The 16,853-nt window shown below is 63.7% G+C and carries 15 protein-coding genes; 8 read left to right on the forward strand and 7 right to left on the reverse strand.

Features of this window, described 5'->3' with window-relative positions; all coding sequences use genetic code 11:
- The first annotated feature begins 35 nt into the window (after positions 1-35).
- The gene (locus QXZ85_RS01760; RefSeq protein ID WP_315706945.1) at positions 36-788 is read left to right on the forward strand and encodes an SDR family oxidoreductase; all 753 of its coding nucleotides are present in this window, start codon (positions 36-38) and stop codon (positions 786-788) included.
- A 139-nt stretch (positions 789-927) separates the two neighbouring features.
- Here QXZ85_RS01760 and QXZ85_RS01765 read toward each other — a convergent pair whose 3' ends face one another.
- From QXZ85_RS01765 to QXZ85_RS01775, 3 genes are all read right to left on the reverse strand, one after another.
- On the reverse strand, positions 928-1,263 hold the full coding sequence (locus QXZ85_RS01765; RefSeq protein WP_315766823.1) for a hypothetical protein: 336 nt from the start codon (positions 1,261-1,263) through the stop codon (positions 928-930).
- A gap of 436 nt (positions 1,264-1,699) precedes the next feature.
- A complete protein-coding gene (locus QXZ85_RS01770; RefSeq protein ID WP_315706943.1) occupies positions 1,700-1,936 on the reverse strand; it encodes a hypothetical protein in 237 nt (78 codons plus the stop codon).
- A 364-nt stretch (positions 1,937-2,300) separates the two neighbouring features.
- On the reverse strand, positions 2,301-3,278 hold the full coding sequence (locus QXZ85_RS01775; RefSeq protein ID WP_315706942.1) for a magnesium transporter CorA family protein: 978 nt from the start codon (positions 3,276-3,278) through the stop codon (positions 2,301-2,303).
- A 353-nt stretch (positions 3,279-3,631) separates the two neighbouring features.
- On the opposite strand from QXZ85_RS01775, the gene QXZ85_RS01780 reads away from it, so the two are divergent.
- Positions 3,632-4,312, forward strand: a complete 681-nt coding sequence (locus QXZ85_RS01780) for a L,D-transpeptidase (protein ID WP_315706941.1) — start codon at positions 3,632-3,634, stop codon at positions 4,310-4,312.
- Positions 4,313-4,494: 182 nt separating this feature from the next.
- On the opposite strand, the gene QXZ85_RS01785 is transcribed toward QXZ85_RS01780, so the two are convergent.
- On the reverse strand, positions 4,495-5,856 hold the full coding sequence (locus QXZ85_RS01785) for an extensin family protein (protein ID WP_315767440.1): 1,362 nt from the start codon (positions 5,854-5,856) through the stop codon (positions 4,495-4,497).
- A 126-nt stretch (positions 5,857-5,982) separates the two neighbouring features.
- On the opposite strand from QXZ85_RS01785, the gene QXZ85_RS01790 reads away from it, so the two are divergent.
- The 4 genes from QXZ85_RS01790 (at position 5,983) to QXZ85_RS01805 (ending at position 11,367) form a co-directional block, all read left to right on the forward strand.
- A complete protein-coding gene (locus QXZ85_RS01790; protein ID WP_315767439.1) occupies positions 5,983-7,611 on the forward strand; it encodes a fatty-acid--CoA ligase in 1,629 nt (542 codons plus the stop codon).
- Positions 7,612-7,814: 203 nt separating this feature from the next.
- Positions 7,815-9,017: an ABC transporter substrate-binding protein gene (locus tag QXZ85_RS01795; RefSeq protein WP_315706938.1), complete on the forward strand. Its 1,203-nt coding sequence runs from the start codon at positions 7,815-7,817 to the stop codon at positions 9,015-9,017.
- Between the two features lie 148 nt (positions 9,018-9,165).
- Positions 9,166-10,380 (forward strand): MFS transporter, encoded by a 1,215-nt coding sequence (locus QXZ85_RS01800; RefSeq protein WP_315706937.1) that lies wholly within the window; start codon positions 9,166-9,168, stop codon positions 10,378-10,380.
- Positions 10,381-10,509: 129 nt separating this feature from the next.
- Positions 10,510-11,367, forward strand: coding sequence for a DUF1499 domain-containing protein (locus QXZ85_RS01805; protein WP_315706936.1), 858 nt, complete (start codon positions 10,510-10,512; stop codon positions 11,365-11,367).
- 4 nt (positions 11,368-11,371) lie between these two features.
- Here the strand turns inward: QXZ85_RS01805 and QXZ85_RS01810 are convergent, their stop codons facing one another.
- From QXZ85_RS01810 to ribB, 3 genes are all read right to left on the reverse strand, one after another.
- Positions 11,372-12,292: an MBL fold metallo-hydrolase gene (locus QXZ85_RS01810; RefSeq protein WP_315728368.1), complete on the reverse strand. Its 921-nt coding sequence runs from the start codon at positions 12,290-12,292 to the stop codon at positions 11,372-11,374.
- Positions 12,293-12,469: 177 nt separating this feature from the next.
- Positions 12,470-13,684, reverse strand: coding sequence for an acyl-CoA dehydrogenase (locus tag QXZ85_RS01815; RefSeq protein ID WP_315706934.1), 1,215 nt, complete (start codon positions 13,682-13,684; stop codon positions 12,470-12,472).
- Between the two features lie 75 nt (positions 13,685-13,759).
- Positions 13,760-14,836, reverse strand: a complete 1,077-nt coding sequence (gene ribB / locus QXZ85_RS01820; protein WP_315706933.1) for a 3,4-dihydroxy-2-butanone-4-phosphate synthase — start codon at positions 14,834-14,836, stop codon at positions 13,760-13,762.
- A 170-nt stretch (positions 14,837-15,006) separates the two neighbouring features.
- On the opposite strand from ribB, the gene QXZ85_RS01825 reads away from it, so the two are divergent.
- Positions 15,007-16,239, forward strand: coding sequence for a PLP-dependent aminotransferase family protein (locus tag QXZ85_RS01825; RefSeq protein ID WP_315728370.1), 1,233 nt, complete (start codon positions 15,007-15,009; stop codon positions 16,237-16,239).
- Between the two features lie 133 nt (positions 16,240-16,372).
- Positions 16,373-16,816 carry a hypothetical protein gene (locus QXZ85_RS01830; protein ID WP_315765090.1) on the forward strand — a complete coding sequence of 148 codons (444 nt, stop codon included), beginning with the start codon at positions 16,373-16,375 and terminating at the stop codon, positions 16,814-16,816.
- The last annotated feature ends 37 nt before the right edge of the window (positions 16,817-16,853 follow it).

Consider the following 16,853-nt stretch of genomic DNA (forward strand, 5'->3'; position numbering starts at 1 on the left):
GGGCATGACGACGCGGAAAGACGAAAGAAAGTACCATGGCTCCCTCATCCAACCAGCCGCGGCGCACGATGCTCCTGACGGGCGCAAGCCGCGGCATCGGCCACGCCACCGTGATTCGATTCTCCTCGGCCGGCTGGCGGGTCATCACCTGCTCGCGGCACCCCTTTCCGGAGGAATGTCCATGGGGGGCAGGACCCGAGGATCACATCCAGGTCGACCTTGCCGATCCCGACGACACCTTGCGCGCGATCGCCGAGATCAAACACCGGCTCGATACCGGCGAGTTGCATGCGCTGGTCAACAATGCCGCGATCTCGCCGAAGGGGCCCGGCGGCGCGCGGCTCGGCACCGTCGACACCGATCTCGACACCTGGAATCACGTTTTCCGCGTCAACTTCTTCGCGCCGATCATGATGGCGCGCGGACTGATCGAGGAGTTGAAGGCGGTCAAAGGCTCGGTCGTCAATGTCACCTCGATCGCCGGCTCGCGGGTGCATCCATTCGCCGGCGCTGCCTACGCGACCTCGAAGGCCGCGCTCGCCGCACTGACGCGCGAGATGGCATCCGACTTCGGCCGCGTCGGCGTGCGCGTCAACTCGATCGCCCCGGGCGAGATCGACACCTCGATCCTGTCGCCGGGCACCGAGAAGATCGTCGCCGAGCAGATCCCGATGCATCGGCTCGGCACCCCCGACGAGGTAGCGAAGATCGTTTACGTCCTCTGCACCGAGACGAGCTCCTACGTGAACGGCGCCGAGATCCACATCAATGGCGGACAGCATGTGTGAGGGCTGACCGCCCTCGAACCGGAGACGGGCGATCGCCTCGCGCGCTTGCACCCTCGCCCGGCCAACCAGACCGAAACCTGCGCGCAAGCGAACGGCGCCGGAGCGTATGCTCCGGCGCCGCTGCACGACCTCGTCCGTATCAGTACCGACGGAAATGGTGGTGATGGTGATGATGGTGGTGGTGGCGGTAGCGCGGCGGCCTCACCACGATCACCGGGCGACGCCAGTGATGATGGTGGTGATGATAATAGCGGCCATACTGCACCTCCATCACCTGTGCTTCGTCCGATGCAGCCCCCTGCTCGCGGTCCATCGCCTGGAGGATGGCGCCGGCATTCGGGATCGGCTCCAGCAGTTCGGCATAGGAGTTTGCGCGCAGCGCGTCGGCCGGGACCTGCAGCGGTGCAGCCTGGGATGACGCAAATGTGCCGAGTGCAGCCGCGGCACCCAAAAGTCCGGCGATCTTCTTGTCCAAAGTCTTCTCCGATGTGGTATTCGCCCCGCGACCAAAACCGCGATCGCGGATAATAGTTCCTCTATTCCCGATTTGGGCTGGGGACGTGGCGCCGAAGCGTGATCGGCGACGACTCGCTCCATGCTCCGTCGTATCCTATCCTTCAGCGGATTGAACGGCGGATGAACATCCGCGATGGGACGCTTTGCCACATGAGGTCGCCGCGATGCTGGACGACGTGGAGGCACGGCTGGCGACGGCAACGTGACTGATTTGGACGGTCACATTTGGGCCGTCATACCTTGGCTGTCATACTGGACCGTTACAGCCGTGGTCCCGAACTTCGCGTCATATGGCCGCAGGTCGGGTTTGCGAGTTCGGCGTCAGCGATGCAGCAGTAAACTTGTTGATCGCGTACGGCCTTGAATTTGAAGTGCCGATAAGTGCGTGGGAGAATCTACCCCTCGCACACCAAGCCGCGCAAAATCTGGGCGGCGCGCCAGCGCAGGCGTGCGGTCTCGACGTTGAGCGCGGAGGAACATTCCTCCTCGCGCTCGCCATCTTCCAGTTCGGCGCCGCAAAAGCGGCATGATCGGGGCGACAACGCGTAGCTGGCAAACGCGCCGGTACGGCCACGCTGATAGGCCGCAAGCTCGACCACGTTGTTCGATGCCGTTACGCGTTTCTCAATCATTGCCTGCCTCTTGGCTAAGGCGCGGTGACCGCGCCTTCGTGCTCGTGAGCGGGGCTCCAGAGGAGACGCGCATGCGTCATCACGGCCGTGCTCATGCATGGCTTATCGCAGAGAAGTTTCTTTCAAAGGTTCAGCGTACCGCTCAAATTTTACCTGAGGAATTGAGGCGGCTTTGCAGCTGCATGCATTTGGATCAGCGATTGCAGGCATGCCTGCGCAGGCGAATTTGCATGGGCTCATGCGACCTGTGTGAAGCGATCGTGAATCCTAGTTGCGAAAAACCGGCGTGAATAAGGCGCATTGGGCACCAATCAATTTGGCGCTTAGCTTTGATGCCAACTCTTCGCGGCAATTTCTGCCGGGCTCATAGCCATTTCTTCAATTTGAAGATGTAGTACGGGACGACCGCCGCGATCAACATCATGATCAGCGCCATCGGATAGCCGTGCACCCAATCGAGTTCCGGCATCACCTTGAAGTTCATGCCGTAGATCGATGCAATCAAGGTCGGCGGCATCAACACCACCGCCATCACCGAGAACAACTTGATGATGTTGTTCTGCTCGAGATTGACGACGCCGAGCATGGCGTCGAGCACGAATGTGATCTTGCTGGCGAGATAGGATGCATGGTCGGTCAGCGAGGCGACGTCGCGCTGCATGGTCTTGAGTTGCTCGCGCATGTCCTTCGACCATTTGACGCCCTCGACCGCGGCGGACAGGAAGGTGACGAGGCGGCCGATCGAGACCAGGCTCTCGCGCACCTTCGAAGTCAGGTCGCCCTTGCGGCCGATGGCGATGAGGATCTGCGAATATTGCTTGGCATGGCCGTGCCGCTCGGCATGCGGCTCGAAGATGTCGTGCGAGACTTGGTCGATATCGGCTCCGATCCGCTCAAGGATATCGGCGCAGCGGTCGATCACCGCGTCGAGCAGCTCCATCATGATCATTTCACCCGTGATCGTCGACGGGCAGCCGCGGGCAAGCTTGGCCTCCACCACCGCGAACGGCTTGGGCTGATCGTAACGGACCGTGACCAGGCGATGGGCCGACAGGATGAACGTCACTGCCGTGGTCCGCGGCATGTCGCTGTCCGAATGACACATCAACGTGGCGGTCATGTAGCGCGCGCCGCTCTCGATATAGAGCCGGCTGGAGATTTCGATCTCCTGCATGTCCTCGCGGGTCGGCACCGCGATCCCCGCGAGCTTTTCCACCGCCCTGTCCTCGGCCCCGGTCGGGTTGACCAGATCGATCCAGACCGCGTTCTCCGGCAGCGCCGCGAGATCCCCAATCGCCGCCTTCTTCAGCGCGGATTCGCCAGGAACAAACACCGAGAACATCCGGGTCTCCAGAAAAACAAGGCCTTTGAAGGGCTTCTAACGTGATTCGAGCTGCTGCCTTGTGACGCAGCCTTGCCGACCGGTCCATCGGCTTTTTCGCAACGTGATTGCGGTCGGTTTGGAGCAAAATCGTTCAGACTGTGAACGGTCGTGCCCAGGACGGCACAGCTGGCACCGCCATCCCTGAAAATGTTGCGGCAAAAAGGCAACAACAGCGGCGCTGCAACGTCCGATCGGCATGCCAGCGCTGGAATTGTGATGCGATTTGTCGATAATGATGAGCAACGGAATCGTCGCGTTGGGGCTGCGTCGACCTGGGCTTGCGCAACCCAAACTTTAACTGGAAATTTACCATGTCGCTGAAGGTGAAATTCGGACTTCTGGCCGTGGGCCTGATGCTGTCGGGTTGCATGCAGGCCACCACCTACGAGGCGACCAACGCACAGGCCTTCAAGCCGAAGGACAAGGAACTCTTGTCCAAGATCCGCTACACCAACACACCGGTCGCCGAGCCGTTCCGGCGCGCCATCGTGGAATATCACCGCAAGGAAGCGCCGGGCTCGATCGTCGTCGATTCGGACAATCATTACCTCTATTACGTACTCGATAACGGCAAGGCGATCCGCTACGGCATCACCGTCGGCGAAGAGGCCATGGCTTGGTCGGGCATCGCCAAGGTCGGCGCCATGACCGAGTGGCCGGCTTGGCATCCCACCAAGGGCGAGATCGAGCGGCTCGGCGTGCCGACCTTTGTGCCGCCCGGACCGGACAATCCGATGGGCTCGCGCGCTATGTATCTTTATTCCAACGGCAAGGACACGCTGTTCCGCATCCACGGCACCAACCAGCCGGAATATATCGGCGCCTCGATCTCCTCGGGCTGCATCCGCCTCACCAACGAGGACGCGATCGACCTTTACAACCGCGTCAAGGTCGGCACCATCGTGGTGGTGCTGGAGCCGCACAAGGGCGACTCGCCGTTCAACTCGCAAATGGCTCTGCAGGGCGGCGGCAACACGGTCGCGATGCAGTAAGCGGCCTGACGGCAGAAACAAGCTTCCAATCAAAGCACAGAAACGCGTACACCATCCTTGCGAAAGCGCCGGTCGTTCCGGCGCTTTTTGTTTTTCAGCCTCCGGCTGCGTGTGGAGCATCGGGGCGAACCCGGTTTGCAGCCGGTTGCTGCAAAGCGGGCGACCGCCTTCCGCGGGTGACATCAAAAGAACGACGCGAACGGATTCCAGATACGCGCCCGGCGGCGGTGTTTGCTCGGTACGGCCCGGTCGGCAGCCAGTTTTCTGCGCCCTGCCTTCTCGATGGCAACCTTGTTCGTCGAGACCTTTTCGGCTGACGCTTTATCGGGCGCCGGCGGCTTGGCCTGGCGGCCCATATCGGCAATGGCCTCACTGCGCGGCTCCGAATCAACCGAAGGCTTGTTCATCGATTTCTCGCTCCCGCCCGTGCTGCCGGTCGTCTGCTCGGCACCGCGTGCGGGCGAGGTCAGCTTCGGCGCCGCCGACTTGTCGGCGTTGGCTTCGGGAGAGGCTTGTTGTCGTTGAACTCCGTTACCGGCCGTCTGTTGGTCGCGGGGTTTGTCCGGGCTGGTCTTCCCGCTTGCAGTCTTGGCCTCTCCGACGGCCTCTCCCACGCTGGCGCCGGACCTAGCCTTGGCGCCGTTACCGCCCTGCCCGGCGTCTGCAACCGCGCGCGGCGGCGCCTCTTGCGGCCGTTCTTCCGGCAGCAGCGGTGCGACCTTGGGCATGGGATCGAGCACATCCCATTGGCAGATCCGATAGTCGTTGTGCCGCTGCATCAGATCTAGGTGGATGTGGTTCTCGTGATACCAATCGGAGTCCGGACCGAGGACCGTGGTGAAGCGCGTGCAGGCCGAATGCTGCAGGCTCTCGCGCAGTTCGCGCGGCTCGGTGCGATCGGTGAGCTCGATCATGCGGCCGTCGGCCAGCTTGAACCCATGGACGTCGATGGCATTGGCACGGCCGTGCTCGGAGAGCGGCGCGCCGGATTTGCCGTTGCGGCCGCGGCATTGATAGGCGTCGAAATTGTCGAGCGCGGAGACCTCGCTGCCAAGCTTCACCACTTCAGGCGCCACATCGTTGCGCACCCAGTTTGCGAGCTCGGTCGCCATCGTGCAGCGCATCGTCGCGGCCGGCGTCAGCGCGACGCGTTTCTTGTCCGGCAGCACGATCGCCTCCAGCCGCACCAGATCGTCGCCGCCGCACTCGCCAGGCCCGTGGATCGCCGGAACCGACGGCGCAATCGCGATGTCCTCGGTCAGGGCAACCCGACAGGCCGAAGGTGGCGGGGGAACGGACGCCTTCGCCTCCTCGTTGGCCGGTTCAGCCTTGGCTGATCCGGATCTGGCGGGCTCAGACGCCGGGGTAGCTTTGGCCTGATCCCGTTGCGGGGCATCGGCCGGACGCGGCTGCGGCAGCGGCACCTTGGCCAGATGAACCGGCGGCGTGACATGGCGCGCTTTGTCCGCATGACGGGATTTGGCGGCGGCGGATGGCAGCGCCGCGAGCCCGATCAGAGACGCAAACGCCACTGCGATAACCATGGACGAGCCTGCGGCATTGCTGCGTCCACAAGCCCATTTGCGCTGCGCCCGGCGCGCGCTAAACTCCGGGGAACCTTTCAAAATATCTCGCTGCAACAAGCGAATACCGCCTGGAGGAACGACCTGATGCTTGGTTTGATGCAAGACTGGCCCCTGCTCTGTCACCGGATCATCGAGCATGCCGCCACGATTCACGGCGCGCAGGAGGTGGTGACGCGGTCGGTCGAAGGCCCCATCGTTCGCACGACTTACCGACAAATCCACGACCGGGCCCTCAAGGTCTCACAGATGCTGACGCGCGACGGCATCAAGCTCGGCGACCGCATCGCCACCATCGCCTGGAACACCGCGCGCCATCTCGAAGCCTGGTACGGCATCATGGGCATCGGCGCGATTTGCCACACCGTCAATCCGCGCCTGTTCCCGGAGCAGATCGCCTGGATCATCAACCATGCGCAGGACCGCATCGTGATGACCGATCTGACCTTCGTGCCGATCCTGGAAAAGATCGGCGACAAGCTTACGAGCGTGGAGCGTTACGTCGTACTGACGGACGCGGCACACATGCCGCAGACCTCGCTGAAGAACGCGGTCGCCTATGAAGACTGGATCGCGCAAGGCGACGGCGACTTCGCCTGGAAAACCTTCGACGAGAACACCGCGGCCGCGATGTGCTACACATCCGGCACCACCGGCGATCCCAAGGGCGTGTTGTATTCGCATCGTTCCAACGTGCTGCATGCCTTGATGGCCAATTCGAGAGATTCGCTCGGCACCTCGGCTGCAGATACAATGCTGCCGGTGGTTCCCTTGTTCCATGCCAACAGCTGGGGCATCGCCTTCTCGGCGCCCTCGATGGGCACTAAGCTGGTGATGCCAGGCCCGAAGCTAGACGGCGCCTCGGTCTATGAGCTGCTCGACACCGAGAAGGTGACCTACACCGCGGGCGTGCCGACCGTGTGGCTGATGCTGCTGCAGCACATGCAGGCGAACAATTTGAAGCTGCCGCATCTGAAGATGGTGGTGTGCGGCGGCTCGGCCATGCCGCGCTCGATGATCGAGACCTTCCTCGGCATGGGCATCGGGGTGCGCCATGCCTGGGGCATGACCGAGATGAGCCCGATCGGCACGCTCGCCACGCTGAAGCCGCCGCTCCTCGCCGCCGAGGGCGATGCCAGGCTCGACGTGCTGCAGACGCAGGGCTTTCCTCCGTTCGGCGTCGAAATGAAGATCACCGACGATGCGGGCCAGGAGCTGCCCTGGGATGGCAAAACCTTCGGCCGCCTCAAAGTATCGGGTCCCGCGGTCGCCAAGGCCTATTACCACGTCGACAGCAATATCCTGGACGACGAGGGCTTCTTCGACACCGGCGACGTCGCCACCGTCGATCCACACGGCTACATGCGCATCACCGACCGCTCCAAGGACGTGATCAAGTCCGGCGGCGAATGGATCTCGTCGATCGAATTGGAGAACCTCGCGGTCGGCCATCCCGCCGTGGCCGAGGCCGCGGTGATCGGCGTGTGGCACCCGAAATGGGACGAGCGGCCGCTCCTGATCATCCAGCTCAAGCAGGGCCAGCAGGCCACGCGCGAGGACATCCTGAAATATATGGACGGCAAGATCGCCAAATGGTGGATGCCGGATGACGTCGCCTTCGTCGACGGCATTCCGCATACGGCGACCGGTAAGATCCTGAAGACGGCGCTGCGCGATCAGTTCAAGAGCTACCGCTTCCCGAACGCGGCGGCGTAGCGTTCCGACGTGCTGAGTATCAGGCACGGCCTCTCCCGGAAGAGGCCGTGCCTCCGAGATGCGCCGACGCGTTCACCGGTATAACCGTATCAGCGTCGGTTCCATATCGTCCGGATGCACGACGAAAGACGAATAGGAGTGGCCGGCGGGGCTTTCTAAGTTCCCGGCCATTCAACGATAAAAATCGGGAAGGAAACGCCAATATGACCAAATTCGTCCGTCTCTTGCCCTGGCTCGTGAGCGCCTCGCTCGCGGCAACCGCGGCTCATGCCGCCGGCAACAAGGTCGTCATCGGCGACATCGACGACATGTCGGGACTCTATGCCGACGTCATCGGCCCCGGCGGAGTCGAGGCCGCCAAGATGGCGATCGAAGATTTCGGCGGCAGCGTGCTCGGCAACAAGATCGAGTTCATGGAGACCGACCATCAGAACAAGCCCGACATCGGCGCGCAGAAATTCCGCGAATGGGCCGACCGCGATGGCGTGACCATGATCCTTGGCGGCTCCAATACCGGCGTCAGCCTCGCCATGAACAACGTCGCCAAGGAGAAGAAGATTCCGTTCATCGCGATCGGCGCGGCCGGCGCCTCGCTGACCGGCAAGGACTGCACGCCCTACACCGTCCACTACGCCTATGACACGACTGCGCTGGCCAATGGCACGGCCAAGACCATGGTGAAACAGGGCGGCAAGAGCTGGTTCTTCCTGACCGCGGACTATGCGTTCGGCTATCAGTTGAAGGAAGCTGCCTCGAAGGTGGTCGAGGCAGCCGGCGGCAAGGTGGTGGGCGAGGTGCGCGTGCCGCTGTCGACCTCGGACTTCTCGAGCTATCTGCTGCAGGCGCAGAACTCGGGCGCGCAGGTGCTCGGCCTCGCCAATGCCGGCAACGACTTCACCAATTCGATCAAGGCGGCCGACGAATTCGGCATCGCGAGCACCATGAAACCGGCCGCACTGCTCGCCTTCATCAGCGACATCCACAGCCTGGGACTGAAGACCGCACAGGGTCTCTATCTCACCACCGGCTGGTATTGGGACCTCAACGACAAGACCCGGGCATTCGCCAAGCGCTATTACGAGAAGACCAAGCGCGAGCCCACCATGAACCAGGCGGCCTATTACTCGGCCACCCTGACCTATCTCAACGCCGTCAAGGCCGCCGGCACCACCGATTCCGACAAGGTGATGGACCAGCTGCGCAAGATCAAGATCGACGACATGTTCACGGACAACGGCAAGATCCGCGCCGATGGCCTGATGGAGCACGATATGTACGTCATGCAGGTCAAGAAGCCGGAGGAATCCAAATATCCGTGGGACTACTACAAGATCGTGCAGACCATGTCGGGCGAAGAAGCGTTCGGCAAGCTTTCCGACAGTGCCTGCCCGCTGGTCAAGCACTGAGCTGATACGCGCTCAATTTCGTCGAGCCAATTCTATCGAGTCATGGCGGCCTCCCTTCGCGACGAGCGATCGGAGGCCGCAATGATTTGCGGAACACCGCGTTGACGTGGCGCAACGTCCTGGGCTGTCGTTGCGATAGAAGGCCGTGATGACGAACGCAAAGCAGCCTGCCCCCGCGACCTGGCGCGACGTCCCCACCACTGTGCTGATGCTCGGGCTGGTGTCGTTGCTGATGGACATCTCCTCCGAGCTGATCCACGCGCTGTTGCCGGCGTTTCTGGTCACGACGATGGGCGCCAGCACGGTCATCGTCGGACTGATCGAGGGCGTCGCGGAGGCGACCGCCGCCATCACCAAAGTCTTCTCGGGCGCGCTGTCGGACTGGATCGGCAAGCGCAAGCTGCTGGTTGGGCTCGGCTACGGACTTGCCGCCGCGACCAAACCCGTGTTCCCGCTGGCCAGCACGGCCTGGCAGGTGCTGGCGGCACGAATCGTCGACCGCATCGGCAAGGGCATCCGCGAGGCTCCCCGCGACGCGCTGATCGCCGACGTCACTCCCGCAACGATCCGGGGAGCGAGCTATGGACTACGCCAGGCGCTGGATACGACCGGTGCCGTTGCCGGTCCCCTGATCGCGGTCGCCCTGATGGCGCTTTATACCGACGACTTCCGCGCCGTGTTCTGGTGGTCGGCGGTGCCGGCTGCACTCGCGGTGCTGTTGATCGTCGCCGGCGTTCGGGAGCCCAGCATGAGCGTCGAACAGCCGCATCGCCGGTCGCCGATCCGCCGCGAGGAGCTGCGACGGCTGTCGCACCTCTACTGGATCGTGGTCGCCACCGGCGCCGTATTCGCGCTGGCCCGCTTCAGCGAGGCATTCCTGGTGCTGAAGGCGCAGGCCGACGGCCTGCCCCTCGCGATGATCCCGCTCGTCTATGTGCTGATGAACCTGATCTACGCCGCGGTCGCGATGCCGGTCGGCGTGCTCTCCGACCGGATCGGGCGGAGCAACCTGCTGATCTGCGGACTGGTCGTACTCACCGGGGCGGACCTCACATTGGCGTTCGCGCCCGGCCTGACCGGCACTGCCGCAGGCGTCGCACTTTGGGGCCTCTATCTCGGATTGACACAAGGCTTGCTCTCGGCGCTGGTCGCCGACACTGCGCCGCTCGATCTGCGGGGCACCGCCTTCGGGATCTTCAATCTGGTTACGGGCGGCGCGCTGCTGGTTGCAAGCCTGCTGGCGGGATGGCTCTGGCACGCCTTCGGTCCACAGGCGACGTTTGCCGCAGGTGCGGCATTCTCGGCGGCAACGATCGTGATCATGCTCACCGCGCTGAAACCCGGCATCGGCCGGCACGCCTGAGCGCGGTACGGATCAACCGCAGCCCGCCAGGAGTTCCTGCCGGATTGATGCCCCCTTGAATTTACCCGATCCACGTGGTCTCACACCAGTCGAAGCGCCTTCGTCACGACGCAACAGCCCAGAGCCCAGATGGCCCGCAGATTTCACGCTCCCTATCTGTCGGAGCCCGTCTCCAGCCTGGCGACCTGGACCCGCAATCTCGCGGTGTTCTCGGTGGTGGCTGTGTTCGTCTCGATCCTCATTGTCCGCTTCGACTTCCTCGAGATGAAGCCGGCGCTCGCGACCTTCTTCGGTGCACTGGGGCTTGCGGTGCTCTCGATCCTGGTCGGGCTCGCCGCGTTCGTGGCCATCTGGCAGAACGGCAGCCGCGGCATGGGACGCATCCTGCTCGCCTTCCTGATCGACGCGGCCGTGCTCGCCTATCCCGCCTACCTCACTCTGCAATACCGCAAGCTGCCGAAGATCTACGACATCACCACCGACCCGATCGATCCCCCGCGCTTCGAGGCGCTCGCGCCTCTGCGCAGTGGTGACGGCACCAACACCGCGGTCTATGCCGGGCTCTATGCGGCCGAGCAGCAGCAGAAGGCCTATCCCGATATCGAGCCGGTGCAGCTCGAACTGTCGCCTGAGCGCGCCTACGCGATCGTGCTGAAGCTGGTCACCCGCCGCAAATGGTTCATCGTCGACGAGCGGGCGCCGCAGCCGCCGCGCCGAATCGGGCGGATCGAGGCGATCGCGCGCACCCCGATCATGGGCTTCCGTGAAGACATCTCCATTCGCGTGCAACCCGACGGCGAAGATGCCCGGATCGATATCCGCTCGGCCTCACGCTATTTCGATTCCGACCTCGGCAGCAACGCAGCGCGGGTGACGAAATTCATCGAGGATCTCAACACGGCCGGCGACGCCGAGGCGCAGAAGCCGGTCAAGAAGGTGATCCCGCCGCCGCCTGCCAAGCTGCCGGCGAAGACGGTGAAGAAGTGACGAGCTAATCGTTCGCCAACCGATACGTCCCGCCAATCACCGGATCGCCTTCCGTGGCAACCACGCCGCGAGCGACGAGGTCCTCCAGATGCGCGAGCACTGAATAGCCGGCCGCGGTCGTCAGCCGCGGATCGATGCCGATATAGCTGGCGCGCACGATGCTCGGAATGTCGGCCTCGCTCTTGCCGAGTCGATGCAGGATCGAGGCCTCACGGGCCTGGCGATGCCGGATCAGGAACCGGACGTAGCGCGGAGCCTCGGGAATTTCGGGGCCATGACCTGAGAAATAAAGTTCCTCCGGCCGCGCCGCGAGCCGCTCCAGCGAGGCCATGTAGTCGACCATGGAACCATCCGGCGGCGCGACGATCGAGGTCGACCAGCCCATCACGTGATCGCCGACGAAGCTCGCACCTCGCTCAGGCCAGGCAAAAGCGAGATGATTGGCAGTGTGGCCGGGCGTGGCAACGGCCTCCAGCCGCCAGCCGTCACCTTCGATGACGTCGCCCTGGGCAACCCGCACATCCGGATCGAAGTCGCGGTCGGCGCCGGATTCCGGGCTGTGCTTCTCGCTCTCATAGCGCGGCCGCGAGGCCCGGTGCGGCCCTTCGGCATAAACCGTTGCACCGGTCGCAGCCTTCAGCCGGCCGGTGTTCGGCGAGTGGTCGCGATGGGTGTGGGTGACGAGGATGTGCGTGACGGTCTCGCCGCGCACGGCATTCAGCAGCGCCGCCGCATGGGCCTCGTTGTCGGGACCGGGATCGATGATCGCGACCTTGCCCTTGCCCACGATGTAACTGACCGTGCCGGTGAAGGTGAACGGGCTCGGATTGTTGCAGAGGACGCGGCGGATGCCGGGACGAACCTCTTCCACCACCCCTGGCTGGAGCGGGAAATTACGGTTGAATGGGACGTCGTCCTCGGCCATTGCAGCACCTTCTTACGCGAGGGGCAAACGGGCGCTCCGCTCTCGGCTCGTCATATCCCGCGAAAGCGGGATATCCCGTACGCCGCGGCGTGCATGAGACTCGATATGCCGGTGTTTACTGGATCGCCCGATCAAGCCGGGCGATGACAGCAAGAGCAACGGAGCGATAGCGACAACCTACCCGAATGCCTGGATGCCGGTGATGGCGCGGCCCAGGATCAGCGCGTGCACGTCATGCGTGCCCTCGTAGGTGTTCACCGTCTCGAGGTTCGCGGTGTGGCGCATCACGTGATATTCGATCTGGATGCCGTTGCCGCCGTGCATGTCGCGCGACATGCGCGCGATGTCCAGCGCCTTGCCGCAATTGTTGCGCTTGACGATCGAGATCATCTCCGGGGCCATCTTGCCCTCGTCCATCAGCCGGCCCACGCGGAGCGAGGCCTGCAGGCCGAGCGCGATCTCGGTCTCCATGTCCGCGAGCTTCTTCTGCACGAGCTGGGTGGCGGCGAGCGGCCGGCCGAACTGCTTGCGATCGAGCGTGTATTGCCGGGCGCGGTGCATGCAGTCCTCGGCCGCACCGAGCACGCCCCAGGAGATGCCGTAGCGGGCGCGGTTCAAACAGCCGAACGGCCCCTTCAGTCCGGAGACGTTCGGCAGCAGCGCGCTCTCCGGCACCACCACGCCGTCCATCACGATCTCGCCGGTGATCGAGGCTCGCAAGCTGAGCTTGCCGCCGATCTTCGGCGCCGACAGCCCCTTCATGCCCTTCTCGAGAATGAAGCCGCGGATCTGGTTGTCATGGGCGGCCGACTTGGCCCAGACCACGAAGACGTCGGCGATCGGCGCGTTCGAGATCCACATCTTGCTGCCGGTCAGCCGGTAGCCGTCCGAAACCTTCTCGGCGCGGGTCTTCATGCCACCGGGATCGGAGCCCGCATCCGGCTCCGTCAGGCCGAAACAGCCGACCCATTCGCCGCTCGCGAGCTTCGGCAGATATGTCTTGCGCTGGTTTTCGTCGCCATAGGCGTAGATCGGGTACATCACCAGCGAGGACTGCACCGAGTTCATCGAGCGGTAGCCGGAATCGACCCGTTCAATCTCGCGCGCGACCAGGCCGTAAGCGACGTAGCTCGCATTGGCGCAGCCATATTCCTCCGGGAGCGTAATGCCGATCAGCCCCAGTTCTCCCATCTCGTTGAAGATCTCGCGATCGGTCTTCTCCTCGAGATAGGCCTTGGTCACGCGCGGCAACAGCTTGTCCTGCGCATAAGCGCGCGCGGTGTCGCGCACCATGCGCTCGTCTTCGGTGAGCTGATCGTCCAGCATGAACGGATCATCCCATTGGAAGCCGGCCTGGGACGGCTTGTCCTTCGCCTGGGGGCGCACGCTCATGAAAAATCCTTTCGCGTCATGACTGCGTATCTTGGCAGTTAATCTTGGCAGTTATGGAGGTTAAATCGTCGGGTTTCAGCCTTCAAGGCGTTCGTTGGCGACGATCTCGATGCCAAATCCGGACAAGCCTTTGTAGTCGTGCACCGACGAGGTGAGGTTCCGGATCGAGGTGATGCCGAGATCGCGCAGGATCTGTGCACCGACGCCGACCTCGCGCCACTGGCGATGACGATCCGCCTCCGCCGTTTGCATCTCGCCGACCGGCTCGACGGGCACGCCGGCCGCTCCGTCGCGCAAATACACCAGCACGCCGCGCCCGGCCTTCTTGAAGTGCTGCAGCACCTCCTGGACCCGCTGCGGACCGGTGATGAGATCCTTGACGATGTTCGGCTTGTGCAGCCGGGTCAGCACGTTCCTGCCGTCGCCGATCCCGTTATACACGAAGGCTGCGTGCATGATCGGGTCGAATGGCGAGCGATAGGCATAGCCCTGCAAGGGCCCGATCGGGCTGTCGGTGGTGAAGGTCGAGACCCGCTCGATCAGCTTCTCGCGCGCCTGCCGATAGGCAATCAGATCGGCGATGGTGACGTGCTTGAGCTTGTGGGCGGCGGCAAAGCGGACGACCTGCTCGCCCTTCATCACGGTGCCGTCGTCATTCATCAACTCGGAGATGACGCCGACCGGCGGCAGCCCTGCGAGCTTGCAGAGATCGACGGCCGCCTCGGTATGGCCCGAGCGCAGCAGCACGCCGCCATCACGCGCGATCAAGGGAAAGATGTGCCCGGGACGCGCGAAGTCATTGGCGCCCGCGTTCGGATTGGCCAACGCGCGGCAGCAGGAGGCGCGCTCTTCGGCCGAGATGCCGGTACCGCCGTCCGGCTTGTAGTCGATCGAGACGGTAAAGGCGGTTGTGTGCGCGGAATCATTGTACGCCACCATCGGGTCGAGCCGCAGCCGCCGCGCCTCTTCGGTGGTGATCGGGGCGCAGACGATGCCGGAGGTGTGGCGGATGATGAACGCCATCTTCTCCGACGTGCAGAACGACGCCGCGACGATCAGATCCCCCTCGCCCTCGCGATCATCGTCGTCAGTCACGACCACGAGCTCGCCCCTGGCGAACGCCTGCAAAACTTCCTGGATTGAATCGGCCATCACAGATCTCACTTGGTTCCCGGTGCTTTAGCCGGGTTCGCCGGGGGGCGCCAGAGGCCTGTTGGCAGGGCTTCCGCCATGCGAAACGCGCGCATCGACGTCCATGTCGGGACAATCTTCGCGGAGTTGTTTAGGATCGGCGGCAAACAAGAACAAGGGAGGCGCCGCACATGGCCTTATTCGATTTTTCTCCCCTGCTGCCCGCCGGCCTGCCGGCACCTGCGGCACGCTGGAACGGCCTTGCAAAATACAGCTTTGTCGGCGGCAACAACGATCCGGATGGCGTCCCGGTCGAGGATTTCCGCGCAGCGGCGGACGCCGTTCTCGTACGCGAGGGCCGCGGGCTTGCCACCTACGGGCTCGGGCACGGCCCCCAGGGATATCGGCCCCTGCGCGCCTTCCTTGCCGAGAAGCTCCGGCGGGACGCTGCGATCTCCTGCAGCGCCGACGACATCATGATGGTTTCGGGCTCACTGCAGGCGCTCGATCTCATCAACCAGGCGCTGCTTGCACGCGGAGATACCGTGATCGTCGAGCGGGACAATTATCAAGGCACATTGACCCGGCTCGCCAGGCTCGGCGTCGAGGCGGTGGGGATCCCGCTCGATCAGCACGGCATGCGGATGGACGCGCTGGCAGCGGCGCTCGCCGGGCTCAAGGCCCGCAGTATCCGGCCGAAATATATCTATACCATTCCGACCGTTCAGAACCCGACCGGCACCGTCATGCCGGAGAGCCGGCGGCTCGAGCTGCTGCGCCTGTCAGAACAACATGGTGTCCCGATCTTCGAGGACGACTGCTACGCCGATCTCACCTGGGACGGCCAGCGGCCGCGCGCGATCCACGCGCTCGCCGAGCATGGTGGCGTCATTCATATCGGCTCGTTCTCGAAATCCGTCGCTCCGGCGCTGCGGGTCGGCTTCGTGGTCGCACCCTGGCAGCTCATGTCGATCATGCTGGCCTTGAAGACCGACGCCGGCTCGGGCGCGCTGGAGCAGATGCTGCTCGCGGAATACTGCACGGCGCATTTCGACAGCCACGTGCCAGGGCTCGTCCGTGGCCTGCGCGCCAAGCTGGAAACCCTGATGGACGCGCTGAACGCAGAATTCGGCACGGCGGCCGAATTCGCAGCGCCGCACGGCGGCATCTTCCTCTGGGTCAAGCTGCCGGACCAGGTCGATGCCATGAGGCTCGCCCAAGCGGCCCTGAAGGCAGGCGTCGCGATCAATCCGGGACCGGAATGGTCGACCGATCCGGTTCATGCCGGAAGCCGGCTGCGGCTGTGCTTTGCCAGCCCCTCGCACCAGGAGATCCGCGACGGCGTGGCCATTCTTGCCGAGGTCTGCCGCCAGGAGTTCGGCGTGCCAATCCGATCAGCAAATATGGATAAGACGCGCCTCTAGAGGCGATCAACAGCGCTTGCAGCAATGCGTCCGACCGAAGTCGGATCCGGGAACGGAGGCGGAGGCATTGCACTGTTGGCGTGGCACGTTACGTTGGCTCTCGTCGCTCACCTCACTACGAAGCAGATTGCCCGTGTTGCATCCCCGACCGCTCTCCGCCGCAGTGTTGCTGATCTGTTTCGCGCCGCCCGTCGCGGCGGAAACTGCGGTCGAGGTCGCGCGCGATTGGGGGCTGCTCGGGACCTGGGCGGTCGATTGCGCAAAGCCGCCCAGACAAGGTCAAGGCAGTACGATTTCTTACGAAGCCACATCGGAGGGACACCTGATCTACCGGCGGGATCTCGACTCCTCCGACAACAACGAGGTTACGGGCGCCCGGATCGAACCCGATCACACGCTGGTGCTGTCGATCACGATGCCGCGCTATCGGCAGACGCGCGAGAACGGCGTCACGAAGGAGGCCGACGGCAGCATCCGCTCCATCTTCAATCGCAGTACTGACGGCAGCTACACGATCCGCGACGGCCGCTTCGTTGCCAATGGCAAGCCCACGCCGTCCTTGCGCAAGTGCGAGTAGGCGCCGCACCAAGTCGCGCCGGCTTCCGTCAGCTAAA

Source organism: Bradyrhizobium sp. SZCCHNGR1005 (assembly GCF_032489995.1).
Classification (GTDB): domain Bacteria; phylum Pseudomonadota; class Alphaproteobacteria; order Rhizobiales; family Xanthobacteraceae; genus Bradyrhizobium.